General features: G+C 59.1%; 20 protein-coding genes. 14 read left to right on the plus strand and 6 right to left on the minus strand.

What is annotated here, in order from left to right; genetic code table 11:
- Positions 1–33: 33 nt before the first annotated feature.
- Positions 34–957 carry a M28 family peptidase gene (locus tag ASU33_RS13010; protein ID WP_078063106.1) on the plus strand — a complete coding sequence of 308 codons (924 nt, stop codon included), beginning with the start codon at positions 34–36 and terminating at the stop codon, positions 955–957.
- Positions 958–964: 7 nt separating this feature from the next.
- Here the strand turns inward: ASU33_RS13010 and ASU33_RS13015 are convergent, their stop codons facing one another.
- Positions 965–1540, minus strand: a complete 576-nt coding sequence (locus ASU33_RS13015; RefSeq protein ID WP_059071261.1) for a hypothetical protein — start codon at positions 1538–1540, stop codon at positions 965–967.
- A 120-nt stretch (positions 1541–1660) separates the two neighbouring features.
- Here ASU33_RS13015 and ASU33_RS13020 point away from each other — a divergent pair, with 120 nt between their 5' ends.
- The 8 genes from ASU33_RS13020 to acs all read left to right on the plus strand — a co-directional run bounded on the left by ASU33_RS13020 (position 1661) and on the right by acs (position 13340).
- Complete coding sequence (locus ASU33_RS13020; protein ID WP_059071262.1) at positions 1661–2083, plus strand: IS1/IS1595 family N-terminal zinc-binding domain-containing protein; 423 nt, start codon at positions 1661–1663, stop codon at positions 2081–2083.
- 146 nt (positions 2084–2229) lie between these two features.
- Positions 2230–3864, plus strand: coding sequence for a hypothetical protein (locus ASU33_RS13025; RefSeq protein ID WP_059071263.1), 1635 nt, complete (start codon positions 2230–2232; stop codon positions 3862–3864).
- Between the two features lie 116 nt (positions 3865–3980).
- The gene (locus ASU33_RS13030) at positions 3981–5435 is read left to right on the plus strand and encodes an MFS transporter (RefSeq protein WP_059071484.1); all 1455 of its coding nucleotides are present in this window, start codon (positions 3981–3983) and stop codon (positions 5433–5435) included.
- A 170-nt stretch (positions 5436–5605) separates the two neighbouring features.
- The gene (locus tag ASU33_RS13035; RefSeq protein WP_059071264.1) at positions 5606–5830 is read left to right on the plus strand and encodes a hypothetical protein; all 225 of its coding nucleotides are present in this window, start codon (positions 5606–5608) and stop codon (positions 5828–5830) included.
- Positions 5831–5904: 74 nt separating this feature from the next.
- Positions 5905–8688: a sensor histidine kinase gene (locus ASU33_RS13040; protein ID WP_059071265.1), complete on the plus strand. Its 2784-nt coding sequence runs from the start codon at positions 5905–5907 to the stop codon at positions 8686–8688.
- Positions 8689–8775: 87 nt separating this feature from the next.
- Positions 8776–9165 carry a response regulator transcription factor gene (locus ASU33_RS13045; protein WP_059071266.1) on the plus strand — a complete coding sequence of 130 codons (390 nt, stop codon included), beginning with the start codon at positions 8776–8778 and terminating at the stop codon, positions 9163–9165.
- A gap of 146 nt (positions 9166–9311) precedes the next feature.
- On the plus strand, positions 9312–11270 hold the full coding sequence (locus ASU33_RS13050) for a propionyl-CoA synthetase (protein ID WP_059071267.1): 1959 nt from the start codon (positions 9312–9314) through the stop codon (positions 11268–11270).
- A 141-nt stretch (positions 11271–11411) separates the two neighbouring features.
- Entirely contained in the window at positions 11412–13340 is a 1929-nt protein-coding gene (acs, locus tag ASU33_RS13055; RefSeq protein ID WP_059071268.1) for an acetate--CoA ligase, read from the plus strand.
- Positions 13341–13424: 84 nt separating this feature from the next.
- Here acs and ASU33_RS13060 read toward each other — a convergent pair whose 3' ends face one another.
- Together ASU33_RS13060 and ASU33_RS13065 are read right to left on the minus strand one after the other, a co-directional pair.
- Complete coding sequence (locus ASU33_RS13060) at positions 13425–14015, minus strand: hypothetical protein (protein WP_286130529.1); 591 nt, start codon at positions 14013–14015, stop codon at positions 13425–13427.
- 19 nt (positions 14016–14034) lie between these two features.
- Complete coding sequence (locus ASU33_RS13065; RefSeq protein WP_059071269.1) at positions 14035–15189, minus strand: zinc-dependent alcohol dehydrogenase; 1155 nt, start codon at positions 15187–15189, stop codon at positions 14035–14037.
- Between the two features lie 545 nt (positions 15190–15734).
- On the opposite strand from ASU33_RS13065, the gene ASU33_RS13070 reads away from it, so the two are divergent.
- Positions 15735–17396: a glycerol-3-phosphate dehydrogenase/oxidase gene (locus tag ASU33_RS13070; protein WP_286130530.1), complete on the plus strand. Its 1662-nt coding sequence runs from the start codon at positions 15735–15737 to the stop codon at positions 17394–17396.
- Between the two features lie 86 nt (positions 17397–17482).
- Here the strand turns inward: ASU33_RS13070 and fahA are convergent, their stop codons facing one another.
- On the minus strand, positions 17483–18766 hold the full coding sequence (gene fahA / locus ASU33_RS13075; protein WP_059071270.1) for a fumarylacetoacetase: 1284 nt from the start codon (positions 18764–18766) through the stop codon (positions 17483–17485).
- A 177-nt stretch (positions 18767–18943) separates the two neighbouring features.
- Here fahA and ASU33_RS13080 point away from each other — a divergent pair, with 177 nt between their 5' ends.
- A complete protein-coding gene (locus tag ASU33_RS13080; protein WP_216818567.1) occupies positions 18944–19810 on the plus strand; it encodes a hypothetical protein in 867 nt (288 codons plus the stop codon).
- Positions 19811–19959: 149 nt separating this feature from the next.
- Here the strand turns inward: ASU33_RS13080 and ASU33_RS13085 are convergent, their stop codons facing one another.
- On the minus strand, positions 19960–20289 hold the full coding sequence (locus ASU33_RS13085; protein ID WP_059071272.1) for a NifU family protein: 330 nt from the start codon (positions 20287–20289) through the stop codon (positions 19960–19962).
- 59 nt (positions 20290–20348) lie between these two features.
- Complete coding sequence (locus ASU33_RS13090; RefSeq protein ID WP_059071273.1) at positions 20349–21449, minus strand: Mrp/NBP35 family ATP-binding protein; 1101 nt, start codon at positions 21447–21449, stop codon at positions 20349–20351.
- Between the two features lie 419 nt (positions 21450–21868).
- On the opposite strand from ASU33_RS13090, the gene ASU33_RS13095 reads away from it, so the two are divergent.
- From ASU33_RS13095 to ASU33_RS13105, 3 genes are all read left to right on the plus strand, one after another.
- Positions 21869–23392, plus strand: coding sequence for a hypothetical protein (locus ASU33_RS13095; RefSeq protein WP_059071274.1), 1524 nt, complete (start codon positions 21869–21871; stop codon positions 23390–23392).
- Positions 23393–23501: 109 nt separating this feature from the next.
- A complete protein-coding gene (locus ASU33_RS13100; RefSeq protein WP_059071275.1) occupies positions 23502–25265 on the plus strand; it encodes a hypothetical protein in 1764 nt (587 codons plus the stop codon).
- A gap of 42 nt (positions 25266–25307) precedes the next feature.
- Positions 25308–26135, plus strand: a complete 828-nt coding sequence (locus ASU33_RS13105) for a peptidoglycan-binding protein (protein ID WP_059071276.1) — start codon at positions 25308–25310, stop codon at positions 26133–26135.
- Positions 26136–26140 lie beyond the last annotated feature (5 nt).

Below are 26140 nucleotides of genomic sequence, written 5' to 3' on the forward strand. Positions count from 1 at the left end.
CCGATTTCTTTAGCGATAATAGCTCCGCAGTTTATGCATTTTCGGGTATTGGTGCTAACCGGCATGCTGGTAAGCGGATTTGTGGCAGATACCATGGGCATGTCGGCCGACTCAGCCCGGCTACGCCAGCACCTCAGGTACTTGGTTAGTACGCCTCAGCCCCGCAACCACGAGCAAGTGCAAGTGCTTGATACCGTGGCGGCCTACCTAGGGCGGCAGCTAAGGGCGGCCGGTGCCCGCGTGAGCGAGCAGCCTTACCACGCTGGCGGCAACACCTACCGCAACGTTATCGGCTCCTTTGGGCCCGCCGTTGCACCTAGGATAATTGTAGGTGCCCATTATGATGTGTGCGGCACGCAACCGGGCGCCGACGACAACGGCTCGGGCGTGGCTAGCTTGCTCGAGTTGGCCCGCCTGCTGGGCCAGCAAAGTCAGCTCCGCCACCGCATCGATCTGGTAGCCTATACCCTCGAAGAGCCGCCTTACTTCCGCACTAAGCAAATGGGCAGCTACGTGCACGCCCAGTCGCTGCACGATGCCAAGGTGCCGGTGCTCGGAATGGTGTCGCTGGAGATGCTGGGGTATTTCGATGAGCGCAAAGGCTCGCAGCACTACCCGTTTGGGCCCCTAAAGCTGGTGTATGGCAGCCGGGGTAACTACGTTACTACCGTCCGCAAATTTGGCAACGGCAGCTTCAGCAGGCCTTTTGCTCGCACCTACAAACGCATGGCCCAGCTGCCGGTACGCCGCTTTCAGGCGCCTGCCGCGCTGCCCGGCATCGATTTCTCCGACCATCTGAACTACTGGCAGTTCGGCTACTCGGCCCTTATGCTCACCGACACGGCTTTCTTCCGCAACCGCAACTACCACCACGCTACCGACAGCATCGAGAAGCTGGATTTCGGCCGCATGGCCTTAGCTGTTGATGCGGTGTTGGCAACGCTGCTGCGGATGTAAATGACGGCTAGGAGCTGAGTAGCTGACCGACCCAAACGGTGCCCCCGCTCCGCAGGAGGCAATATTCCTCGCCTAGGTCGGTAGTGGCCTTGCGGTACTGGTCAGGTAGGATGCCGACGGGCAACTCATCGGGCCAGAGCGGTATCTCTTCGTGGTAAGCTGCCCATTGAAGCTGCTCTACACCAGCTAGGTTGCGGTACTCCGCAGGCAATTGTGGGGTGGGCAGTATAGCAGAGGAGTGCAGGCGTGTGTACCACTCAATTCGTTCCCGAATGCCTACCACCACTTGCGAATCGCGGAAACTCAAATCCGTTACCCAAACGGCCGCATAATACGGCTCGGGCAGAGCTTCGAACTGCTGCTGCCAGTTCCAAAACGTATTCAGTAGACCTAGGACGGCTTGTTGTCGGAAACGTGTAGGCGGGTTACTGGCGAAAGACCACCCCACCCAGGGATGCAGGCCCAATTGGGAGTGAGCGTAGCTATGCTGGTAGAGACGCTCAATTGGAAGATGTTCCGGATGCTGCTTAAGCTGAACAAAACGATTGTAGTGCCGGCGTAGGCCTCTGATTTTCTTCGCCATGAAGAGGAAGTTAATAGGCTCTTAGTGTGGGTGCAGAATCTCAAATTAGCTATACTTTGCTAATCTGCTATATGTTTGCTAACTAGGTATAGCAGCGCAACCTCCGCTGCTGTACCACCGATGAATAAGCCGCCTTGTCCTAAATGCGACTCCACGGATGCTACCAAAAGCGGCGTTATCGGCGATAGGCAGCGTTATAAGTGCAAAAACTGCGGGTATCATTTCACGGTGGCCAAGGTAGGCCGCGAAATCAACTCGTACTACGTCATCAAAGCCTTGCAACTCTACATCGAGGGTGTGAGCTACCGCGAAATTGAACGGCTCCTAGGTGTCAGTCACGTATCGGTGATGAACTGGGTGAAGAAGTACGGCGTGAAGGCACCTAGGCAAACCGAGTACCACCCGACGTACCAAATTCTAAATCAGAAGGAGCTGACAGCATTTTTTCAGGACCCGAAGAACCTGAAAGGAGCGGGGCTGGTGGTGACAGAATTGGGCGACAAATTCATGCTGATTCGGTGGGAGCGGTTTAAGCACTCCTAGGCGAAAAACTATAGGCTTAGCGGAACGATAGCACGCGCGTGACTTCGCCCGTTGGATTTCTCTACTTGGTTGGGCCGCGCCGCTAGTCCCCCCCCTCGGTGTACGGTTAGTGTGTATCCCATTCCACATCAACCAACCAAAACATCATGCAGAAAGCCAGCTACGCATTGGTTTTGAGTGCTTTGCTTGCGAGTGGAGGTGCTGCGGCCCAGGTTACGCCGCCAGCGCAGCCAAGCACGCCGCAAACGCCTACGCCCCCGGTGCCTGCAAGCCCCACCGAAACGGCACCGGCTCCCGCGCCGCAACCAATTCCGCCAGGCGTGCCGGCACCGCCTACGCAGTCGCAGCAGGCAATTGCGCCGCCCCCGCCACCGGCAGAGTCGGTGCCGTACGGCGCGGGCATGAAGGTGAACCTCTCGCCCGATGGCTCGAAGTACCTGCGGTTTATTACCTGGCACCAAATCTGGACGCGCTACACCCAAAACAACACCGGCACGCTACGGGCACAGGGCAAGCCTCAAGCCGATCAGGTTGACTTTGCGGTACGTCGCTCGCGTCTCATCATTCTGTCGCAGCTGAACCCGCGCTTCCTGATTTACACGCACATCGGCATCAACAACCAAACGGCCGTGAGCGGGGGCGTAAACCCCACCGCCGACGGCAAAAAGCCCCAGTTGTTCATTCACGAGGCTGTGGTGGAGTTTAAGGTAAACAAGTACCTGAGCCTGGGCTCGGGTATGCACTACCAAAACGGCCTGTCGCGCCTCACGCGCTCCAGCACCCTCAACTTCCTCACGCTGGATGCGCCGCTTACCAACTGGCCCATCATCGAAACCGCCGACCAATTTGCCCGCGGCATTGGGGCCTACGCCAAAGGACGCGTAAGTAAACTCGACTACGCATTCTCAGTAAACGAGACTTTTCTCACGAATCAGACCAGCACACCGCTTTCGTTGGGCGTGACGACCGGCACGGGTACGGCCGTTACCAGCACCGGCACCAACGTAGCGCAGTACAATCCCCAAAGCACCAAGCACATTTTTCAGGGGTATTTGAGCTGGGAGTTTCTGGAGCAGGAATCGAACCTGCTGCCCTTCAACGTGGGCAGCTACCTAGGCACCAAGCGGGTGTTTAACCTAGGCGGCGGCTTTTTGTACAACGCCGATGGCATGTACTCGCGGGCTACCTCCAGCGTGGTAAACGGCCCCGTTATGATGGCCGCCGGGCAGCCAGGCGCCAACGTTTTCGACCTGATTCCGACGCGCAAGCACGACATCGCGCTGCTCTCGGCCGATGTGTTTTTCGACACCCCCATCAATAAGGAAAAAGGCACGGCCTTTACCGTGTACGGCGTGTACTACAACTACAACTTCGGGCCGAACCACGTGCGCTACATTGGGGCCTCCAACCCGGGCTACGGCGCCAGCGCGCTGCGCGGCAACGCCGTGCCGCACTCCGGCACCGGCAACATTGGCTTCGTCGAATCGGGCTACCTGCTGCCCAAAAACACGCTCGGCCCCAAAGTGCGCCTGCAGCCCTACGCCTCCTACCTGCTGGCCAGCTACGAGGGCCTGCGCAAGCCCAACGGCAACATTCAGAACGTGAACATCCTCGACGCGGGCGCCAATTTTTACCTCGACGGGCACAACGCCAAGTTCACCATCAACTACCGCCACCGGCCCGACTTCACCAACCAAACCCCCACGCCCGAGGGGCCGGCCCGCGTCAACGGTGTGAAGTACCGCCCCGAAATCACCTTGCAAACGCAGGTTTTCTTGTAAGCCAATCGTCGCCGAAACGCCTTTTCAACTTCTCTACTTCCCGAAACATCATGGCACATAACCTTCCTAACCGCGACGCCGCCGCCACGGCCGCCATGGCGGGCAACCTCAGCGGTATGGCCGCCGAGCCGCTGGCCCACGACAACAACAACGTGTCGAAAAGCAAGATCTGGCAGGTCATCACGGCCTCGTCGGTGGGTACCGTTATCGAGTGGTACGACTTCTACATCTTCGGTTCGTTGGCGGCCATTATTGGGCCGGTGCTGTTTGGCTCGGCAGGTAAAATCGAGGATACCATACTCGGGGCGCTGGCCGTGTTTGGGGCCGGCTTTGTGGTGCGCCCGTTTGGGGCACTGGTGTTTGGCCGCATCGGCGACATGATCGGCCGCAAGTACACCTTTCTGCTCACGCTGCTCATTATGGGCGGGGCCACTTTCGTTACGGGCCTCATCCCTAGCCACGATAAAATTGGTATTGCTGCCCCGCTGATTGTGCTGGTGCTGCGCCTGCTGCAGGGCTTAGCCCTAGGTGGCGAGTACGGCGGTGCCACTACCTACGTGGCCGAGCACTCGCCCGATAAGCAGCGCGGATTCTATACCTCGTTTATTCAAATTACCGCTACGGCCGGCTTGTTTTTGAGCATTCTGGTGATCATCGCCACGCGTAAAATTATGGGCGAAGTCGAATTTAAGGAGTGGGGCTGGCGCATTCCGTTTCTGCTGTCGGGCTTCTTGGTAATTGCCTCGTACTATATCCGCCGCAAGCTGCACGAGTCGCCGCTGTTCGCCAAGGCTAAAGCCGAGGGCAAAACCACCCAAAATCCGCTGAAGGAGTCGTTCCTGAACCCCGTAAACCGCCGCTTAGTGCTCATTTCGTTGTTTGGCGCCACTATGGGGCAGGGGGTAGTGTGGTACACGGGTCAGTTCTACGCTTACTCCTTCATGCAGAACACGCTGAAGATGGACATTGTGGATGCCAGCCTGGTGCTGTGCATGGCTTTGCTGCTGGCCACGCCATTCTTCGTGTACTTCGGTTCGTTATCGGACCGTATTGGCCGCAAAAAAATTATCATGATGGGCCTGCTCTGCGGCGCGCTGTTTACAATACCCATCTTCTACGGTATCAAGCAGTTTGCGGGGCCTATTACCGAGGTTACGCCCGCTACCATTGATGCCGCTGGCAATGCCGTGCCAGCCGTGATGAAAGCCCTCACGCCGCAGATTATCCCGATGACGGCGCTGGTATTCTGCCTGGTATTGTTCGTAACGATGGCCTACGGCCCGATTGCGGCTTACTTAGTCGAGCTGTTCCCCACCAAAGTGCGCTACACCTCCCTGTCGTTGCCGTACCACATTGGCAACGGGGTGTTCGGGGGCTTTGTGCCGCTGATTGCCACGGCCCTTACCCTGCGCGCTGCCGCTGCCGATTCGCCCTTCGTGAAAGACAATAGCTTCCTGGCGGGCCTGGTTTACCCCGTGGGTATTGCCTTAATCTGCTGGATTATCGGCATGGCGCTGATGAAGGATGTGCGCAACGTGAAGCTGATTGAAGAGCAGCCCGAAAACGCCTAGGTACCCATGCCCAACGCTGCAGGGGGCAGGCCCGCTCACAGGCCGAAAGCTGCAGTACCGTTCGTGCTAAAGTTGGTTTGGAAAAAATGTCCGCCGTTCCGTTGGGGGCGGCGGACTTTCCCTTACCTAGGATTTTCGGTAGCTTTTGTCAGCACCATTACCTCCGCGCTATGCAACCGTCATCAGCCCCCGAGCAAGCCGAACAACGCCGCGGTCAGCGCCTGCTGTTTATTGCCGCGCTGTGCACGGTGCTGCTCACGTTTCCGCTGCTGGCCATCGTCGATCGGCCACTGCGCTTTTCCGGGGTGCCGGTGCTGTACCTCTACATCCTGGCCGTGTGGCTGCTGGTGGTACTGCTAACGGGCTGGCTGGTACGGCATAAAACAGAACATTAACCCAGCTCGACTACCACAGCAAAGCGCTTCAGCTGGCTCGCCTCGCTCCCCCACGCGCCACCCCGCACTTACTCATGAATAAACTGCTCGTAATTGGCTGTTCGCTGGGCTACCTGCTGCTGTTGTTTGCAGTGGCCTACGCCGCGGAGCACCGCTCGGCGCGGCGGCGCAGCCTTGTGAGCAATCCCTACGTGTACGCCCTGAGCATGGCCGTGTACTGCACCGCCTGGACGTACTACGGCTCCGTGGGACGGGCGGCGCACTCAGGCCCCGAGTTCGTTACTACTTACCTAGGTCCCACCTTGCTGGCGCCGGTGTGGTGGCTGGTGCTGCGCAAAATCATCCGCATTTGCCGGCTGCAAAGCCTCACCTCGTTGGCCGATTTCATTTCGGCTCGCTACGGCAAAAGCGCCTCCCTAGGTGCCTTGGTTACGGTGCTGTGCGTGCTGGGGGTGGTGCCTTATATCTCGTTGCAGATTAAAGCCATTGCACAGTCGTTCGATATCCTCACGCACGGTGCCGCGGCCTTATCGGCGCTGCCGCCAGCGGACGGTGCGCTGGCTCAAAGCACTGCGTTCTATACCACTGCCGCGCTGGCCTTCTTTACCATCATTTTTGGGGTGCGCTCGGTAGAGGCTACCGAGCGGCACGAAGGCATAGTGCTGGCTATTGCGTTGGAGTCTCTGATCAAGCTGGTGGCGTTCCTTGCGGTGGGGGCCTTTGTAACGTTTGGCTTGTTTGGCGGCTTCACCGACGTATTTAACCAAGCCGAGGCCGTGCCCGCGCTGCAACGGTTGTTTACGCTCGAGGGGGCCGGTACCAGCCCATCGAAGTGGCTAACGCTGCTGCTGCTAAGCGGGGCCGCCATTTTGCTGCTGCCTAGGCAGTTTCAGGTGGCCGTGGTAGAAAATGCCAGCGAAGACCACCTGCGCAAAGCCATGTGGCTATTTCCGCTGTACCTCATCGTTATCAACGTGTTTGTGCTGCCCGTGGCCCTGGGTGGGGCCCTACGCTTCGGCCTAGGTGCAGGCGGCCCCGATGCCGACACCTTCGTGCTAGCCCTGCCGCTGAGCAGCGGGCACACGGGCTTGGCGCTGCTTACCTACTTAGGCGGCGTATCGGCAGCCAGCTCCATGATTATTGTGGAGACCATTGCGTTGGGTGTCATGATCAGCAACCACCTGCTCATGCCGCTGCTGGTGCGCATACCCGCCTCGCGGCCCCAGCTGCAGCCGCGGTGGTTTGCTTACCTAGGGCGGGTAGTGCTGCACAGCCGCCGCGCGGCGGTGGTGCTGGTACTGCTGCTCGCCTACGTTTACTACGCCACAGTGGGCCGGCAACTGCCGCTCGTCAACATTGGCTTGGTGTCGTTTGCGGCGGTGGCGCAGTTGGCGCCGGCCGTATTGGGCGGTTTGTACTGGAAGGGCGGCACCCGCATGGGCGCAACGGCCGGGCTAATTGGCGGCTTCGCGGCGTGGTTTTTTACGCTGGTGCTGCCCACGGTTGGCGGTACCCACATGGTGCCCGCCTCGGTGCTTACCCACGGGGCCGGTGCCGTGGCCGAGCTGCGGCCCGAAGCCTTGTTGGGTCTCGAAGGCCTCGATCCGCTGCCGCACGGCTTGTTTTGGAGCTGGCTGCTGAACATTGGCCTGTACGTGGGCGTTTCGCTGGCCGGCCGGCCAACGGCTACCGAGCAGCGCCAGGCCGAGGCCTTTGTGGATGTGTTTCGGTTGGGCAACACGGCCGATGCGCCCGCCACCTGGAAGGGCGCTGCGCCCATGCCCGATTTGCGCGCCTTACTAGTGGGTTTTTTGGGCCGGAAGCGCGCCAACCAAGCCCTGCGGCAGTTTGAGGAGCGCTACCCCGATGCCGCTGTGCACGCTGCCGATGGCACCCCCGTAGCCCACGCCGACCCTAGGTTGCTGGCCTATGCCGAAACCTTGTTGGCCGGTACCATCGGGCCGGCTTCGGCGCGGCTGTTGCTGGCAACCTCGGTGGGGGCCGAGGAGATGAGTTTTGATAACGTAGTGGGCGTGCTGCGCGAGTCGCAACAACTCCTCGAAGCCAACCGCAAGCTGCGCAAACAATCGCAGCAGCTGCAGCGCCTCACCGAGGAGCTGCAAGGCGCTTACGACCGCCTGCGCGAGCTGGATCAGCAGAAGGATGAGTTTTTGTACACTGTTACGCACGAGCTGCGCACGCCGCTCACCAGCATCCGGGCGCTTTCGGAAATCCTGGCCGACAACCCCGACATCGACGAGGAAGAACGTTTCCGCTTTCAGAGCACCATTACCAAAGAAGCCGAGCGCCTGAGCCGCCTCATTACGCTGGTGCTCGATCTGGAAAAGTTTGAATCGGGCAAGGCAACGCTGGAGCGCATGCCCGTGGACGTTGCCGAAGTAATCAACGACGCTACCGAGGCCGTGGGCCAGCTCGTGCGCGACAAGCAGCTTACCCTCGATGTGGTGGTGCCGCCTGGCTTGCCACGGGTGCCCGCCGACCGCGACCGGCTGATGCAGGTGCTCGTGAACTTGCTCTCCAACGCCGTGAAATCGTGCAAGCCCGACGAAGGACGCATCGGTATTGCCGCCGAAGCTGCCGCGGGTGGCATAGTGCGCATCACCGTCAGCGACAACGGAAAAGGCATCGACCCCGCCTACCACGAGCTGATTTTCGACAAGTTCTTTCAGGCCAAAAACCAAACCATGCGCAAGCCCGAAGGCTCGGGCCTGGGCCTGGCCATCACCAAGAAAATTGTGGAGCTACACGCCGGCCGCATTGGCGTGGTAAGTGCCCCGCAGCAAGGTGCCCGCTTTTGGGTAGAGCTGCCGGTGGCGCTGCCGCTCGTTAGTACCTAGGGTATCTGCCCCGCGTTACGGTAGGGGTGCGCCAAACGCTGTTTTTCGCGTCCTTGCTGTCGCTTCACTACCGCTTACCCAACACCCATGAAAACAACCGAAGCTGCTCATAAAGTACTGGTCGTCGACGACGAACCGAACATCGTGATGTCGCTGGAATTTTTACTCCGCAAAGCCGGCTATGCCGTGAGCATTGCCCGCAACGGCACCGAGGCTCTCGAAGCCATCGACCGGGAGCCGTTTGGCGTGGTGCTGCTCGATATCATGATGCCCGATGTGGATGGCTACCACGTATGCCGCCACCTGCGCCAACTGCCCGGGCATCAGGAAACCAAGGTGATATTTCTGTCGGCCAAAAGCCGCGAAGCCGATATCCAGAAGGGCTACGAAGCCGGCGCCGATCTGTACTTAACCAAGCCCTTTTCCACGCGCCATCTCCTCGAGAAAGTTTGCGAGCTGGCCCCGCTGACGACGTGATGTAGCGCGGGCTTCAGCCCACGTCCGCCAGCACGATAACCGTTGCGTCGGCTTCGTTCCCTTGCCAGCATTTCGCTGTGGTCGTTCTGATGTCACTGTTCTAGCAAACACGGGCTGAAGCCCGCGCTACTCCCACAACCTGCGCCATGAAACCTGCTCCCGCCTCAACCTACGCTGCGGCGCATGCCGCCAGCCTCGCTAATCCGGCCGGTTTTTGGGCCGAGCAGGCGCAGGCCATTCAGTGGGATACGCAGCCCATGCAGCCGCTTGCCTTCGAAAAAGGGTTGTACCGCTGGTTTAAAGGCGGACGGCTGAACACCTGCTATCTGTGCCTCGATTACCACGTGGCCAATGGGCGGGCCGAGCAAGTGGCACTTATCCAGGACTCGCCGGTGACCAACACCGTGCGGCGGTTTACTTACCGCGAGCTGCTCGACCTCACGGCCCGCTTTGCCGGTGGCCTGCGCGACCTAGGCGTAAGCCACGGCGACCGGGTTATCATCTACATGCCCAATGTGCCCGAAGCGGTAGTGGCCATGCTGGCTTGCGCGCGCCTAGGTGCCGTGCACTCGGTAGTGTTTGGGGGCTTTGCCCCGCACGAGCTGGCCGTGCGCATCAACGATGCCCAACCCAAGGTGATAATCTCAGCGTCGGGCGGCATCGAAATCGACAAAATCATTCCGTACAAACCTTTGGTTGATGCCGCCATTGAGCAGGCCAGCCACAAACCCGCCCATGTGGTGGTGCTGCAGCGCGACGCCCTTGCCCAGCGCGTGCACGCCCACATGCAGCCCGGCCGCGATGTTGATTACCAAGCCTTGCTGCGGGCCGAGCCAGCCGCCTGCGTACCCGTTGCGGCCACCGATCCGCTGTATATTCTGTATACCAGCGGCACCACCGGCAAGCCCAAAGGCGTGGTGCGCGACAACGGCGGCCATGCCGTGGCCCTTAGGTACAGCATGAGTGCCATTTACGGCGTGCAGCCCGGCGAAACGTTTTGGGCCGCTTCGGATATTGGTTGGGCCGTGGGGCACAGCTACATCGTGTACGGGCCATTGCTGCACGGCTGCAGCTCGGTGCTGTACGAAGGCAAACCCGTGCGCACGCCCGATGCCGGCGCGTTCTGGCGCGTAATTCAAGAGCACGGGGTAAGCGTGCTGTTCACGGCGCCTACGGCCATTCGGGCCATCAAGAAGGAAGACCCCGAAGGCTTGCTGCGGAAACATTACAACCTCGGCTCGTTGCGCCACCTGTTTTTGGCCGGCGAGCGGTGCGACCCTGCCACCTACGAGTGGGCCGGAGCGCACCTAGGCGTGCCTGTAGTCGACCACTGGTGGCAAACCGAATCGGGTTGGCCGATGCTGGCAACTATGGTGGGCCTGGCCGATATGCCCGCGCCACGCGCTGGCTCGGCCGGCCACCCCGTGCCGGGCTACGATGTGCAGATCCTCGACGAAGCCGGCCAACCCGTGCCCGCCGGTACTACCGGCCTGGTGGCGGTGCACCTGCCGCTGCCGCCCGGCTGCCTGCCCACGCTTTGGCACGACGACGAGCGGTTTCGGCAATCGTACCTGAGCACCTTTCCGGGCTACTACCTCTCCGGCGACGGCGGCTACCAAGACGCTGAGGGCTACCTCTACATCATGGGCCGCGTCGACGACGTGATCAACGTGGCGGGCCACCGCCTGAGCACCGGCGAAATGGAAGAACTGCTGGCCGCGCACTCGGCCGTGGCCGAGTGTGCCGTGCTGGGCATTGCCTGCGAGCTGCGCGGCCAACGACCCGTAGGGCTGGTGGTGCTGAAAGACGGGCAGACCATTGGCGAAGCGCAGCTCGAAACCGAGTTGGTGCAGCGCATTCGCGAGAAGATTGGGGCGGTGGCTTGCTTCCGGCAGGTGCTGGTGGTAAAGCGCCTGCCCAAAACGCGTTCGGGCAAAATCCTGCGCAAAACCATGCGCCAATTGGCCGATGGCGAAGCCTTCAGCACTCCCTCAACCATCGACGACCCCGCCATTCTCGACGAAATAAAAGCCGCTATGGCGCAGCGGGGCATGGGGCGTGCCTTCGAGCAAACCGCCGACTTAGTACCGGCACCTTCGGCTTAGGTTGCGGCGGGCCGATTTGTGGCTGCCACCCAACCTTTCACTTGTCATTTCACCTCCAAACACCCTACTTCGATGCTCACGACTCCTGCCGCGCGTACTTCCGAAAAAGCTACGCTTCCCACCAATCCAGCTCCGCCCGCCATGCCCGCTTCCATTCCGAGCCACGCCCGCATCCACTCCTTCGAAGATTACCAGGAAGCGTACCGCAGAAGCGTGGAAGACCCCGACGCCTTTTGGGCCGAAGTAGCCGAACCTTTTACCTGGCGCCGCAAGTGGAACAAGGTGCGCGGCGGCGAGTTTTCGCCCGCCGGCCAGTCGACGTGGTTTGAGGGGGCCAAGCTAAACATCACCGAAAACTGCCTCGACCGCCACCTAACTGCCCGCGGCAACAAGCTGGCCATCATTTGGGAGCCCAACGACCCCAAGGAGCGCCATTTGCGCTTAACCTACCGCGAGCTGTACAACGAGGTGTGCAAGTTCTCGAACGTGCTGCACAACCTAGGCGTGGAGAAAGGCGACCGGGTGTGCCTTTATATGCCCATGATTCCGTCGCTGGCTATTGCGGTGCTGGCGTGCGCGCGCATTGGGGCCATCCATTCGGTCATCTTCGCCGGCTTCTCGGCCACCGCCATTGCCGACCGCGTGAACGATGCGCAGGCCACTTTCGTGATTACCGCCGATGGCCTGAACCGCGGCCCCAAGCAAATACCCGTTAAGCGCGTGGTAGACGAGGCCCTGGAGCACTGCCCCTCGGTGCGCAAGGTGTTGGTGATTGAGCACCTAGGCTGGCCGGTGCACATGCACGAAGGCCGCGACGTGTGGTACCACGAAGAAGTGAAAGAAGCGGGCAAAACCTGCACCGCCGAGGAAATGGACGCCGAAGATCCACTGTTCATTCTGTACACCTCGGGCTCCACGGGCAAGCCCAAAGGCGTGGTGCACAGCACCGCCGGCTACATGGTGTGGGCCGATTACACCTACCGCAACGTATTTCAGGTGGAGGAAAACGACGTGTACTGGTGCACCGCCGACGTAGGTTGGGTAACGGGGCACTCGTACTTGCTCTACGGGCCGCTGCTGGCCGGGGCCACCACGCTGATGTTTGAGGGCGTACCCACGTACCCCGATGCGGGCCGTTTCTGGCAGGTGTGTGACAAGCACTCGGTTACCATCTTCTACACCGCGCCCACGGCTATTCGCTCGCTGATGGCGGCCCCGCTCGACAACGTGCTCAGCTACTCCCTCGATTCTTTGCGCGTACTAGGTTCGGTAGGGGAGCCCATCAACGAAGAGGCCTGGTACTGGTACTACCAGCACGTGGGCAAAGAGCGTTGCCCGGTGGTAGATACCTGGTGGCAAACCGAGACTGGCGGCATCATGATATCGGCGCTGGCTGGAATTACGCCCAGCAAGCCCGCGCACGCCGGGTTGCCGCTGCCGGGCGTACAGCCCGTGCTGCTCTCGCAGGAAGGGCAGGAGGTCGAAGGCAACGACCAGGAAGGCTACCTCGCCCTCAAGGCTTCGTGGCCGGGCGTTATCCGCACCACGTTCGGCGACCATGAGCGCGCCCGCCAAACCTACTTCGCGCCCTACCCAGGCTACTATTTTACCGGCGACGGCGCCCGCCGCGACGAGAACGGCCTCTACCGCATCATCGGCCGCGTCGACGATGTGATCAACGTATCGGGTCACCGCTTCGGCACCGCCGAAATCGAAAATGCCATCAACCAAAACCCGCACGTGGTAGAGTCGGCGGTGGTGGGCTATCCGCACGATGTAAAAGGCCAAGGCATTTATGCTTACGTGATCTGCCACCAAGGCGAGGGCAAAACCGAAGCCGAGCGCAACCACATGGAGGCCAGCATCATCGAAACCGTGGTGGCCGAAATTGGCAAAATCGCCAAGCCCGATAAAATTCAGATTGTATCGGGGCTACCGAAAACGCGCTCCGGCAAAATCATGCGCCGCATTCTGCGCAAAGTGGCCGAAGGCGAAACCGGCAACCTAGGCGACACCACCACGCTACTTGACCCCCAGGTGGTGGATGAAATTATCGGCGGGCGTAAGTAGCCTACCTACGTCAGTGGCAAAGCAAAAACGCCGACCCATTTGGGTCGGCGTTTTTCTGTGGTTGGCTTAGCACCTAGGGCAGGCCTAGTACTGGTTTTCGTCGTAGTAGCGGTCGTCGGCGTAGTACTCGTTCTCGTCGTAGTACCGAGCCTTTTTCTTGTTCTTTTTCTTCTTGCGCGAGCCTTTGCTGTCGTCGCCCGAGGTCATCCAAAGCACCAGGCCGGCGGTAACGGCAGCAAAGGCCGATAGGCGCAGAATCAGGCTAGTGCGGTCGTGCTTCCACGAGGCGTTGTAGCCTTTTTCCTTCCAGATGTTCGGGAATTTGCCGTGGGCAATGTCCTCGATAACACCTTCTACAACGTTCACGCGGTCGGCCAAAATCAGCGGCAGCCAGTGGTTGTATTCGTTTTCGCTCCACCGAAATGCCCAGCGCCGGATCATGCCGCTGAGGCCTTGTGGCGGCGAGGCTGTGCCGAACACAGACGTAACATTGGGCCGCTCGTTGGAGTGCAGGATTTCCACGTCAATGGGTTGCTGCGTGGGTCGCTCCCAGTTGTAGCCCTGTTCCTCCAAGTCGGAGCGGTGGGGCTTCATGGGGTAGGTGGGGTCGTTTTCCGGGTCGGCGTCAACACCCCAGCCCGGAACGCTCTTAGGGTCGATTACGTGCTTTTGCATGGTTGTGCGGGGTTGGAGGTTAGCGAGCTGTCGGCATCATCAGAACGGGCTTGATGCAGTTATCAAGCTTGTCGGAGAAGATGCGGTAGCCATCGGCAATGTCTTCGAGCGGAATGCGGTGCGTGATAATTTCCTTGGGCTTGATCACGCCGTTCATCACGTGCTCGATGAGGCGCGGCAAGTGGCGCTTCACGGCGGTTTGGTTGCCCCGGATGGTCAGGCCCTTGTTGAGCACGTTGCCGATGGGTACTAAGTTGTCGGTGGGGCCGTACACGCCCACGATGCTCACCACGCCGCCCTTCTTAACCGAGTTAATAGCCCAGTGCACGGCCGTAGCCGAGCCAGCCTGCACCAGCAGCTTGCGGCCGGTTATGGTCTGCAGCACGTCGCCGGCGGCTTCGGCACCCACAGCGTCAATTACGCAGTCGGCGCCCATCCAATCGGTTTGCTTCTTGATGAAAAGCACCGGGTCTTCCATGTCCTTCTCAAAGTTGTAGGCTTCGCAGGGCGCATAGTTCCGCACGAATTCCAGGCGGTAATCCTCCTTATCGAGCACGATAACGCGCCCCGCGCCGAACAACCAGGCCGATTTGGCGGCCATGATGCCTACCGGGCCAGCCCCGAATACTACCACCGTGTTGCCGGGCTGAATGCCAGCCATTTCGGCGGCCTGGTAGCCCGTGGGTACCACGTCGGTGAGCAGCACGGCGTCGTCGAGGTCCATGCCGGGCGGAATGACGGTGGGGTTGAGGTTGGCATACGGCACGCGCACGTACTCGGCCTGCCCACCGTGGTAGCCGCCCGCCGTGTGCGAGTAGCCGTAGATGCCGCCCACGGCCGTAGCCATCGGGTTCGACTCGTGGCAGTTGCCGTAGAGCCCTTGCTGGCAGAAGTGGCAACGGCCGCAGGAGATGTTGAAGGGTACGAGTACCTGGTCGCCTACCTTGAGCTTGGTTACCTCGGCGCCAATTTCCACTACTTCGCCTACAAACTCGTGGCCGAAGGTGGTGCCTACCCGTGTATCGGGCACGTTGCCATTGTAGAGGTGCAAATCGGAGCCACAAATGCAGGAGCGCGTTACGCGCACAATCGCATCCTCCGGGTGCTTAATTTCCGGCATGGGTTTCTGCGTGGCGCGGACCCTTTTTGGGCCCCGGTAATCCATAGCTAGCATACGAATCGGGGTTTTAGGTGCATGGAATGCGTTGGTGAGCAAGGTGCCCGCTAATTAGATGTAGAAAGCATCCAATCTTGAATAGAACTCCAGCGGACAAGCATAGAGTACTCCCACACGCCGTTTAGGTTGCGGATTAATCCTAATTCCCGTGGTAATTATTGAAGCAAGCAGGTGTAATTCAGTTGCTTGTGCAGAAGGTGATTGAGGATATTGTGAGCCTGGAATTGATAATTATCAAATTGACTACAGTGCTGTTTTGCTGCGCGAAAATCAATTAGTAAACATGCTTAATAGCTATAAGGTGAGTTGATTAATGTGTTTGTAAACACATTTACTAACTTGGTGTAAGTCGATCATTGTAACAACACAAAATTTGTAAACTAAGCGACTAATTATCTCATAAACTAAATGTGTAATGCGTGACAGCAATCATAATACTTAGTCTAGTAACTAATTTTAATTAAAAATCTAGTGATAAGGATTGTTGTAGGAATGCTCATCAGGCTTGTTTTATTTCAAAGCTTCACCTAAGTACCGCTCCTTTGAAGCCCTCTATTCACGCTTTCCAGCGCGATACCCAACTCCGGCAACTTGCTGAGGGTAAGCTGTGGGATGTGATTGTAATAGGAGGGGGTGCAACTGGGCTAGGAGTGGCGCTCGATGCCGTAAGCCGGGGCTTCGCGGTCCTGCTGCTCGAGCAAGCCGATTTTGCCAAAGGCACTTCCAGCCGCAGCACAAAGCTGGTGCACGGCGGTGTGCGGTATCTGGCCCAAGGCGACTTAGGGTTGGTACGCGAGGCGCTGCGCGAACGGGGCTTGCTGCTGCGCAACGCGCCCCACTTAGTGCATAACCAAACCTTTGTAATTCCGGTCTACAACCGGTTGAGCCGCCCGTATTACACGGTTGGCCTTAAGCTGTACGACGCCCTGGCTGGAAGGCTCAGCTTAGGCTCGTCGCGGATGTTGACCGCGGAGCAAACCCTCAACCACCTAGGCCAAAACCTGCAAACGAGGGGATTGCGCGGCGGCGTGCTGTACCACGATGGTCAGTTTGATGATGCCCGGCTTGCCCTGAACGTTGCCCAAACCTGCGTACAGCACGGCGCCACCGTGCTTAACTACGCCAAAGTGAGCCGCCTGCTCAAAAACAACCTAGGGCAAATAGAAGCCGTGGAGGTGTCGGACATTGAAAGCGGCACCCGCTACCAAGCCCAAGGCAAAGTGGTGGTAAACGCCACCGGCGTATTCGTGGATGATGTGCTCCACCTCGACGAACCCACCCAAGCCCCGCTGGTGCGGCCCAGCCAAGGCGTACATTTGGTACTGCCGCAGCGGTTTTTGCCGGGAGCAGCAGCCCTGCTCATTCCGCGCACCGACGACGGCCGGGTGCTTTTTGCGGTGCCTTGGTACGGCCACGTAGTGCTGGGCACCACCGATACTCCGCTGCCCCAAGCCAGCCTCGAGCCAAGGGCTCTGGAGCAGGAGGTTGACTTCATCCTGAACACTGCCGCCCGCTACCTACAAGCGCCACCCACCCGCGCCGACGTACTCAGCGTGTTTGCCGGCTTGCGCCCCCTCGCGGCCCAGCGCAACGGCAGCAACGCTACCAAAAACATTTCGCGCCGGCACTACATCCGCGTATCGGCCTCGGGGCTCCTAACCATTGCCGGGGGCAAATGGACGACTTTCCGCCAAATGGGCGAAGACGTACTCGACCGTGCCATTGCCCTAGGTAAGCTGCCAGGCCGCCCCAGCCGCAGTGCCGAGCTGCGCCTACACGGTGCACCATCAGCTTCCGATCAGCCTCAGTTGCCCGAGCACCTAGGCGTATACGGCAGCGACTTACCCGCCCTGCAGCAGCTAATTGCCGAAAACCCTGCATGGGCCAATCCCTTGGATAAAGCCTTTGGGTACCTGCAGGGCGAAGTGATGTGGGCAGCCCGCTACGAAATGGGCCGAACAGTAGAAGACGTGCTGGCTCGGCGGCTGCGCGTGTTGTTTCTGGATGCACGCGCTGCCCAACGCATGGCACCTTGCGTAGCGGCATTATTGGCGCAGGAGTTAGGGCGCTCCAGTAGCTGGCAGCAAGAGCAGGTTATCAGCTTTCGGGCGTTAGCGCAGGGCTACCTACTGCCCGAAGCCACAAATGCCGCAACCCCAACACAGGTGCCAGCTTCCGCCGCTTCGGCCACTGAACAAGCTTAGCATTTACCGGGGCCGATGCCTACAAAAAAGCTCCGGAAGAAAGCCGCAGCGGCGGCTTTCTTCCGGAGCTACTCCTAAGTGGTGCGCTATTGCTCCAAGGCCGGCAGCACAGTGCCGCGCACCTCGCCAAAGCCAATGCGCAGGCCGTTCCGCTCGCAGAAGCCCCGCATAATTACGGTATCGCCATCTTGGATAAACTTGCGCTGCGAGCCATCCGACAACGTCAGGGGTTTGGTGCCGCGCCAGCTGAGCTCCAGCATCGAGCCGTACGAGTCGGGCGTGGAGCCCGAGATGGTACCCGAGGCGTACAGGTCGCCTACCTCCAGCGGGCAGCCGTTGGAGGCGTGGTGCGTGAGCTGCTGCGCCATGCTCCAGTACATGTACTTGAAGTTGGAGCGGCAGATAACGTTTTCGTCGCCATCCTGCGGCTGAAGGCTCACCTCCAGCTGAATATCGAAGTTGTGGGCGCCCACCTGGTGCAGGTAGGGCAGGGGCTCGGGGTCTTGCTCGGGGCCGGTTACCCGGAAGGGTTCCAGCGCATCGAGCGTAACCACCCACGGCGACACGCTGCTGCCGAAGTTCTTGCCCAAAAACGGACCTAGGGGCACGTACTCCCAACTTTGCAGGTCGCGGGCGCTCCAGTCGTTGAACAGCAACAGGCCGAAAATGTGCTCTTCGGCTTGCTCCAGCGGCACGGTTTCGCCCAGCGCGGTGCCCTGGCCTACTACCATCGATACTTCCAGCTCAAAGTCGAGCTGCTGCGAGGGGCCGAAGGTGGGCACCTGGGCATCGGGCGCCTTCCTTTGGCCTAGGGGCCGGCGAATGTCGGTGCCGCTTACCACGATGCTGCTCGTGCGGCCGTGGTAGCCAATGGGTATCCACTTCCAGTTGGGCAGCAAGGCGTTGGCCGGGTCGCGGAACATGGTGCCCACGTTGGTGGCGTGCTCGATGCTGCTGTAAAAGTCGGTGTAGTTGTTGGGCTTCACGGGGCGCAGCATGCGCACATCGCGCTGGCGCACCAGGCAGGTGCGCATGGCCTCCTCGTTGTCGCGCAGCTCAGTATTGTCGTGGCGCAGCAGCTGGCTTACGCGCTGCCGCACGGCCCGCCACACCGGCCGGCCCAGCTTAATAAAAGCGTTGAGCGAACGACGGCGGAATACCCGCGGCTCCGAAGGCAGATCGAGCCCGCGGAAGAAGCCGAACTGGCTTACGGCGTACAAATCGAGCACGTACTCGCCAATGGCCACGCCCACCCGCGTACCGCGCTCCTCCGTTTCGAACACGCCAAACGGCAGGTTCTGGATGGGAAAGTCGCTGTTGGGCGCAATGTCAATCCAGGAGTGCAGGGAGGGGTCGTTCGGGTTGGCCATATGTCTGAAAGCAGGGTGGATTGCGGGCAAAGGTAGAAGCGAGTCGGGAAACGCAGGAAAATACTGCGGCAGAAGTAGCCCGCTTGCTAACTTGGGCCGCTTTCTAGGATCTGAAGTCAATAAGGAACAAGCGGCATCAGTGTCGAGAATGACAATAAATAATATCACCCATAAATGATGAAAAGAATTCTCTTGCTGCTACTTGTTTGTAGCACCTACAAATCATATTCTCAAAAAGTCTTGACTTCATGGAGTCAACAAAATATAGAGAACTATACCAAAGACATGTATGATGAAGCTCAGAAGCTTACTTCCGCGCAACTCTTAATTAAGAATGCGAATGATACAAGCTGGAGCGACGTTTTCTTAACGCTAAATGCTTCCGTAAATAATTACTCAAAAGACATTGGGTATCTTAAGGCGCTAGCTGCACAGGTGATAAACACAAAAGAAACAAAGCTGCAAGGAACAAGTAGATTAATTATTTGGAACCGAGTGGTAAGTGGGGATATCGTGTTTGAGGGAAAAGGGTTGATTATTGATAATGATTTATACAAAGTTGGGGGGCGGGCCAATCAGCTACTGCAGAGCTTGACTAATAAAAATTTCGGTTTTGTAACTGTCAACTCAACAGAAAAACAACTTAAAATTATTAGTAACAAATGGCTTGACTATTTGTCGGGAAAGCCGGTCGAAGAATATAGGATTGATAAAAATGAAAATGCAAAAATACCAGAAATAAGCAATTTAGAGGCAGTTGAAGCTTTAATAGTATCACTGCAGCCTAATTCCACCAAGGAAAATATAACAAAGAATTGTTTGAAAAGAGTGTATAATCTAGAAGAGATGCCAAGCGAGAAAGGCTCACAAGCTAATTATTGCAATCCTGATACTTATACATCTGCTTACTTAGGTATTCTATTCGGTGATGAAAAGGTGAGTAATATTAAGGATGCTATATGGTGGAAAAACTTTTGGCTTGCTAACCATTCCAATCTGGTTTGGAATGCAGAAAAGGGCTTTTACGAAGTAAAAAAATTATGATAACGAGTAGAGCACAGCTTATTAGCTGTTTTTTTGTGCTCAGTTTAGCAAACGCCCCGCTCAACGAAACATAAAGTCCCAAAACCACCGCGCCCCGCCTCCGCCGAAATCGGCAGAAGCGGGGCGCGCTACTATTCAGAAGCTAAAGCTTAGTTCGGCGTAGGCACCGGGTTCGGCTGCACGGGGCGCCCAACCTGGCCGGCTGGCTGCGGCGCCGTGATGCCGTTTACGGCCTCTACGGCCACAATCTCCGGCACCGCCTTCTTCACCGATTCTTCAACGCCGGCTTTCAGCGTCATCGGCGACATGGGGCAGGTACCGCAGGCACCCATCAGCTCCAGGCGGAGCACCATATCGTCGGTAATCTCGAGCACGCGCACGTTGCCGCCATCGGCTTCCAGGTACGGACGAATGCTGTCGAGAGCTTTCTCGATGCGGGGCAGCAAGGGATGTTCGAGGAGAGTGGCAGACGCTGACATACTTACTAGACACTTGACCTTAATGCGAAGTTCGCACTTTCGCACCAAACGAGTCGGCTTTACTTGACTTCCACCACTTGGGTGCGCGGCGTAATGTTGTTGCGGATAGACACCTGCTGCGCCAGGTTCTCGGCCAATTGCTCGAAAGCCGGAGCTACCGCCGAGGTGCTTTGCAGCACCACCGGAATGCCCGCGTCGCCGTTTTCGCGGATGCCTTGCACCAGCGGAATCTCACCCAGCAGTGGCACCTGGTGCTTGCGCGCCAGCTCGTGGCCACCGCCCTGCCCGAAAATGTAGTACTTGTTTTCGGGCAGCTCGGCGGGCGTAAACCACGCCATGTTCTCGATTACGCCCAGCACCGGAACGTTGATTTGCGGCTGGCGGAACATCTGCAAACCCTTCTGCGCGTCGGCCAGGGCTACTTTTTGCGGGGTAGTTACGATAACAGCGCCGGTTACGGGCACCGTTTGCACCATCGTCAGGTGGATATCCGAAGTGCCGGGCGGCATATCCAGCAGCAGGTAATCTAGCTCGCCCCAGTCAACTTCGGTGATAAACTGCTTCAGAGCCGACGAAGCCATGGGACCCCGCCACACAATGGCGCTTTCGGCGGGGGCCAAAAAGCCAATGCTCATAATCTTCACGCCGAACCGCTCGATGGGCTCGATGAGGTTGCGGCCGTCGGGCGTCTGGAATACGTGTGGACGCGCATCCTCCACGCCGAACATTACGGGCATGGAAGGGCCGGAAATATCGGCATCCACAATGCCTACTTTGGCACCCGAACGAGCCAGCGCTACGGCTAGGTTGGCCGTAACGGTGCTTTTGCCCACGCCGCCTTTGCCCGAGGCAATGGCCACGATGTTCTTCACGCCGGGCAGTATGTCGCGGTTCTGGCGCATGGTCGTCACGCGCGAGGTCATGTTCACCGTTACGTCGGCGTCTTTGTCAACCATCGTCTGGATGGCGCGCACGCAGGCGTTGCGGATGAGGTCTTTGAGCGGGCAGGCGGGCGTGGTCAGAATCACGGTGAAGGAAACCTTCAGTCCGTCAATCTGCACGTCCTCAATCATATTGAGCGTCACGAGGTCTTTCCCGAGGTCGGGTTCCTCCACGTAGCTCAGGGCTTTCAGTACAGCTTCTTGGGTAATGGCAGCCATTAGACTACTTCTGAATTAGGAAAGTGCAAGGCGCAAAGATAACCCCTAAACCAGGGGTAAAGTTGACTGGCAGCTGATTTTCGCTTGCTAGGTGGGTAGGTGGCATGGGTAGGGCAGGAGGGTGGTAGCCTGAGAAGCCGTAAGTGTCAGATCGGGTGCAGGTTAACGGCGGATTGCAGTTTGCCTAGGTGCTGGTACTTAGCCCAATCATGTGATGCGCGGCGGTAGCATACATACATGAATGTGTGATTTTGTCGAGTTTAAGCTGGACTAATTTTGCCTCAGTTCAAATCCACTGCGGGTTTGCTCTCATTCACTTCTCGCTTTTTCTGCTTCAGTCTGGCCGCTTATGGGCCTTGCTCGGGCTTGCTTTTACCCAATCCATTACCCATCCACCAACCCATTTTTTCTTCTCTATTATGGCAGTTTTTAGTTCGAAAGATTTGATGCAGGCTACCATGGCCAAGCTCAATCAGGTAATTACCGGTGGCGACCAATACGCTCCCGCCAACGCGAACAACTTTGTATCGTGGATGACGCCGGGCATCCCGTTCGCGCCGCAGGATTTTGCTTTCCTAGAGAAAGGCTACAACGGCAAAACCGCCGAAGAAACCCGCTTGCTCATCCAGAGCGCGGCCGATTTCGCCCAGTTTGCCGACCTCGTGCCCGACCCCACGGCCGTGTACAACATGCAGGCTGGCCAAACCCTCGACCGCAACAGCCAGGAGCGCCTCAGCAGCATCTACAGCAACATCCTGCGCTTTGCCAAGGTAACCAACCTCGAGCCTACCGAAACCGAGAAGAAGAAGCTCGATAAATTCCGGAAGCTGCTCTACACCACCAAAAAGGTAACCGACATCATCACCGATGAGGTGCGCGAAGAAGTGGTGGAAGGCCCCGTAAAGCAGGCTTACAACGAGAAGATGCAGGCCTACGAAGACGCCGCGCTGCTCTACAACACCAAGCGCCTCAACGCCATGACGAGCGACATGAAGGAGGCTGTAATTGACTTCTCGCTGAATGCCTCTACCTACCGCAACAAGGTGAAAGCGGCTATGAACGCCTGGCAAACCGCCGGTTACAAAAACCAGGTGGAGGACATGGAAGCCTACATTGCCCAGGTTACGGGCCGCAGCATGTCGGCATGGATGGCCGAGCTGCGCGACACCCTCGACAAAGCCCAGTTTACCGACAGCAGCTCGAACATGAGCTTCTTCCCGGCCCGCTTGTACCCGGCCAACTTTATCAAGAAAAGCTGGCCCAAGTACAGCTTCTCGCAAAACGAAGTAACCACCCACCTGAAGGAATCGACCACTAAGTGGAACGTGGACGGCGGCCTGAACCTAGGGCTGTGGAGCGTGGGCGCCAAGGCCGACGGCACGCACACCCGCTCCAACGAAACCTTCTCGTCGAACGACTTCTCAATGGAGTTTGAGCTGTGCCAGGTGAAGATTTTGCGCCCGTGGCTGGGCACCGAGCTGTTCTCGTGCCGCGGCTGGAAACTCGACAACACCTGGAGCTTCGGCGACCGGCTGCTGTCGCCGAAGGGCGAGCCGCTGCTCTCGAACGGCGGCACCCCGCCCAAGGGCTCGTTTATTGCCTACTCCACCAGCGCCATTTTTGCCCGCAACCTGAAGGTGAAGTTCAACGAGGAGGCCTGGCAGAAAAGCGCTATCCGCAACCAGATTGGCGCCGGCGCCAACGTGGGCTGGGGGCCGTTCCGCATCGGTGGCGGCTTTTCCACCGACAACTCGCAGAAGGACTTCCACTCGCTGGTAACCAAGCAGGGTTTTGAATGCCCCGATATTCAGCTGATTGGCTTTGTAAACCGCTTGGTGGGCGTGTGCCCCAACACCGACCCCAACGCCAAGTTTGATGAGGAGCCGGCCGCCAAGCCCGCTACCAAATCAAAAACCAAGGCCAAGGCTGCCGTAGCCCGCTAGCTGCTACCCGCCGTCGGGGCCCTAGGTGGCGCTAAGCACCTGGGCCACCTAGGGCCCCCGACCAGCAGGACTATCCGCGTTTTTCTATCCGCTAAACTCCGCCAATCCCATGGATGCCGCTATTGCCGTGGCCTTTCTGACCAAGCTGAAGCTCATATTTGAGACTGATGCCGCCGGCAACCCCCAAACCGATAAGTTTCTGTCGTTCCCGAACGGTACCTCGCTTATGGCCAAGGACACGTTTGTGGAGATGGACCCCAAGCGCAACCCCGGCGGCGAGGCAGGTGCCCTGCTTCGGGCCGCCGATTTTGCCAACCTGGTAAACTTTGTGGCCCAGCCCGGCGCGCTGGTGTCGCCGGCGGCCGATAAGCTAAGCGCGGTATACCGGCGCACGCTGCAAATCTGCCAGCCAGCCCGCAGCACCCGTACGGCTTCGCAGGAGCGCAGCCTGAAATCGGCCATGACGTACCTGAACCGCGTGGTGAAAACCGACGACGGCCAGCGCATGAGCCGGCTCGACAACTACCTGCGCTACAAAGAGGCTTACCAGCAAGCCCTAACCGCTTACAAAAACGCCTCCATTGCCGCCCAACTGGCCGAGGGCGAAGGTGCCGAGGAGCTGAAGCGCCAGTGGGCCGAGCAGGAGCCCGCCCTGCGCGAAGCTCGCGACCGAGCCTTGCTGAACTGGGAGAAAAAGGGTTTGCGCGCCGCGGTTGAAAGCCGCCAGGCCACAGCCCTGCGCCTCATGGGCTCGTCGCCGGCCACTACCATTGCCAACCTCACGGCCGACTTTGACTTGCTCGCCAAAGTTACCGCCCTCGACGGCCAAGGCGGCGAAGTAGAGTACCTGCCCACGCAGTTTTCGCCGAGCAATTTTTTCGAAGACCACGTGGGCTGGCAAAAGCTCACCCTCAGCAAAGCCGAAATTGGTGGCTTGCTGGGCAAAGCTCCGGCCAGCCTGCAACAGCTGTTTGATGTAGGCGCCACCCGCAACCTCGAAAACCTGACGGTAGAGTACGCTGTGGTGGAGTTGCAGCGCTCGTGGTTTCGGTTCGAAGATTTTCTGCTGCAGCGGTTCTGGCGCTTGCCAGCTGGCGAGGCACCATTGGCCGATCAGCAAGGCCGCGGCCAACTCCCGGCTTTTCCCTCGAAGCTGATTTTTGTGCGCAACGTGAAGGTAACGAGCTGGACCACGCCGGGCGTGGCCAAGCCCGCCGGCGCCATGCTCAAGCGTTTTAATTCGCAGTTGTTTGAGCACGCCAAAACCACCACGGCCAGCAACCTGCACATCAAAGCCACGCAAGTGAACGGGCTTGATGGGGGCCGCGTAGCACCGGCCGTTGCGCCTGCAGTGCAGCCGCATGCAGCAACCATCAAAATTGCCGCCGTACCGCCCTTAACTGCCGCGGCCGTGCACGCCGCCACGCCGGTGAAAGTGCACGAGGCTACGCCCGTAACCCCTCGGCCCAGCGCCGGCAGCATTCTCGATGCCATTCGCAACGGCAACGTGGTATTGCCAAAGCCGCCGGGCAGTAGCTGGGGCACTACGCCTGCTCCCAAACCGCCGGTGCAGACGCCGCCCAACGGCGGCTGGGGTGGCGGCTCGCCCGCACCCGGCGGAGGTTGGGGAACACCTAGGCCCACACCACCGCCACCTGGCAACTGGGGCACGCCACCACCGCCTCCGGGCAATTGGGGTGCGCCGCCTCCCGGCCAGCCCACCAACCCACCACCCGGCCAGCCTACCGCGCCGCCTCCGCCGCCGCAACCAGTGCTGCAAACCGAGGAGCAGAAAGAAATGGAGCTGCTGGCCTTTGTGTGCCGCGCCCTGCCGCTGTGCCCCAACCCCGATCTGCAGTTGGTGTGGGACTAACCCCGGCTGCTTTTCTCCACCACATTTTATCCTACTGAAATCATGATTAAGACCCGTTATCAGAATGAATTAACCCTCTCGGCAACGTGCCGGGCAGGCTCGCGTGGCCAAGATGTGCGCCGCGTACAGGAGTGGCTTTCGTTGGCAGCTACGCAGTACCCCGGGGTGGCCCTGAACACGGCCGTTGACGGGGTGTATGGCGCCGCTACCGTGCTGGCTGTGCAAAACCTGCAGCGCGCCCTAGGTAAGCCCACTACCGGTGAAACCGACCAAGCCCTATTTGCTACCCTAACGGCCCCGCTGCGCAACGCCTACGAACTCACGCAATCGTACCGCAGCTTGCGCACGGCTGTGGTGCAAATTGCGGCCAACCACCTGCGCCACGTACCGCGCGAGCTGCAATACAACGGCCAGCAAAACCTAGGGCCCTGGGTACGCAGCTACTGCAACGGCTACGACGGCACCGATTTCAAGTGGTGCATGGGTTTTGTGCAGTCGGTGCTCGACCAAGCGGCCTACACCACCGGCCGCCGCTTCACCGACCTAATGCCCCAAAGCCTGAGCTGCGACGTGGTGGGCACCTCGGCCGAGCAGCGCAAAACGCTCATCCGCAACGCGGCCATTCGTCAAAACCCCAGCTTGGTGCAGCCCGGCGACGTGTTTTTGCTGCGCAACACCGCCGCCTCAGCCGATTGGTACCACACTGGCATCATCACGCGCGTAGTTGGCGACTGTTTCGAGACAATTGAGGGCAACACCGACCAGGGCGGCTCGAGCAACGGCATTGGCGTATTTGCCCGCACCCGCAATTTCCGCAAGTCAGTAATTGATGCCGTATCCATCAGCAAGCTGGAGGCGCTGATTTCGTAGCGGCA

Origin of the sequence: Solirubrum puertoriconensis, assembly GCF_001483135.1 — a bacterium.
In the GTDB taxonomy this organism is placed as follows: Bacteria; Bacteroidota; Bacteroidia; order Cytophagales; family Hymenobacteraceae; genus Solirubrum; species Solirubrum puertoriconensis.

Excerpts from the sequence above, each read along its gene's own strand:
- ASU33_RS13010 (WP_078063106.1), top strand. The coding sequence starts at position 34 with ATGCATTTTCGGGTATTGGTGCTAACCGGCATGCTGGTAAGCGGATTT.
- ASU33_RS13015 (WP_059071261.1), bottom strand. The coding sequence starts at position 1,540 with ATGGCGAAGAAAATCAGAGGCCTACGCCGGCACTACAATCGTTTTGTT.
- ASU33_RS13020 (WP_059071262.1), top strand. The coding sequence starts at position 1,661 with ATGAATAAGCCGCCTTGTCCTAAATGCGACTCCACGGATGCTACCAAA.
- ASU33_RS13025 (WP_059071263.1), top strand. The coding sequence starts at position 2,230 with ATGCAGAAAGCCAGCTACGCATTGGTTTTGAGTGCTTTGCTTGCGAGT.
- ASU33_RS13030 (WP_059071484.1), top strand. The coding sequence starts at position 3,981 with ATGGCCGCCGAGCCGCTGGCCCACGACAACAACAACGTGTCGAAAAGC.
- ASU33_RS13035 (WP_059071264.1), top strand. The coding sequence starts at position 5,606 with ATGCAACCGTCATCAGCCCCCGAGCAAGCCGAACAACGCCGCGGTCAG.
- ASU33_RS13040 (WP_059071265.1), top strand. The coding sequence starts at position 5,905 with ATGAATAAACTGCTCGTAATTGGCTGTTCGCTGGGCTACCTGCTGCTG.
- ASU33_RS13045 (WP_059071266.1), top strand. The coding sequence starts at position 8,776 with ATGAAAACAACCGAAGCTGCTCATAAAGTACTGGTCGTCGACGACGAA.
- ASU33_RS13050 (WP_059071267.1), top strand. The coding sequence starts at position 9,312 with ATGAAACCTGCTCCCGCCTCAACCTACGCTGCGGCGCATGCCGCCAGC.
- acs (WP_059071268.1), top strand. The coding sequence starts at position 11,412 with ATGCCCGCTTCCATTCCGAGCCACGCCCGCATCCACTCCTTCGAAGAT.
- ASU33_RS13060 (WP_286130529.1), bottom strand. The coding sequence starts at position 14,015 with ATGCAAAAGCACGTAATCGACCCTAAGAGCGTTCCGGGCTGGGGTGTT.
- ASU33_RS13065 (WP_059071269.1), bottom strand. The coding sequence starts at position 15,189 with ATGCTAGCTATGGATTACCGGGGCCCAAAAAGGGTCCGCGCCACGCAG.
- fahA (WP_059071270.1), bottom strand. The coding sequence starts at position 18,766 with ATGGCCAACCCGAACGACCCCTCCCTGCACTCCTGGATTGACATTGCG.
- ASU33_RS13080 (WP_216818567.1), top strand. The coding sequence starts at position 18,944 with ATGAAAAGAATTCTCTTGCTGCTACTTGTTTGTAGCACCTACAAATCA.
- ASU33_RS13085 (WP_059071272.1), bottom strand. The coding sequence starts at position 20,289 with ATGTCAGCGTCTGCCACTCTCCTCGAACATCCCTTGCTGCCCCGCATC.
- ASU33_RS13090 (WP_059071273.1), bottom strand. The coding sequence starts at position 21,449 with ATGGCTGCCATTACCCAAGAAGCTGTACTGAAAGCCCTGAGCTACGTG.
- ASU33_RS13095 (WP_059071274.1), top strand. The coding sequence starts at position 21,869 with ATGGCAGTTTTTAGTTCGAAAGATTTGATGCAGGCTACCATGGCCAAG.
- ASU33_RS13100 (WP_059071275.1), top strand. The coding sequence starts at position 23,502 with ATGGATGCCGCTATTGCCGTGGCCTTTCTGACCAAGCTGAAGCTCATA.
- ASU33_RS13105 (WP_059071276.1), top strand. The coding sequence starts at position 25,308 with ATGATTAAGACCCGTTATCAGAATGAATTAACCCTCTCGGCAACGTGC.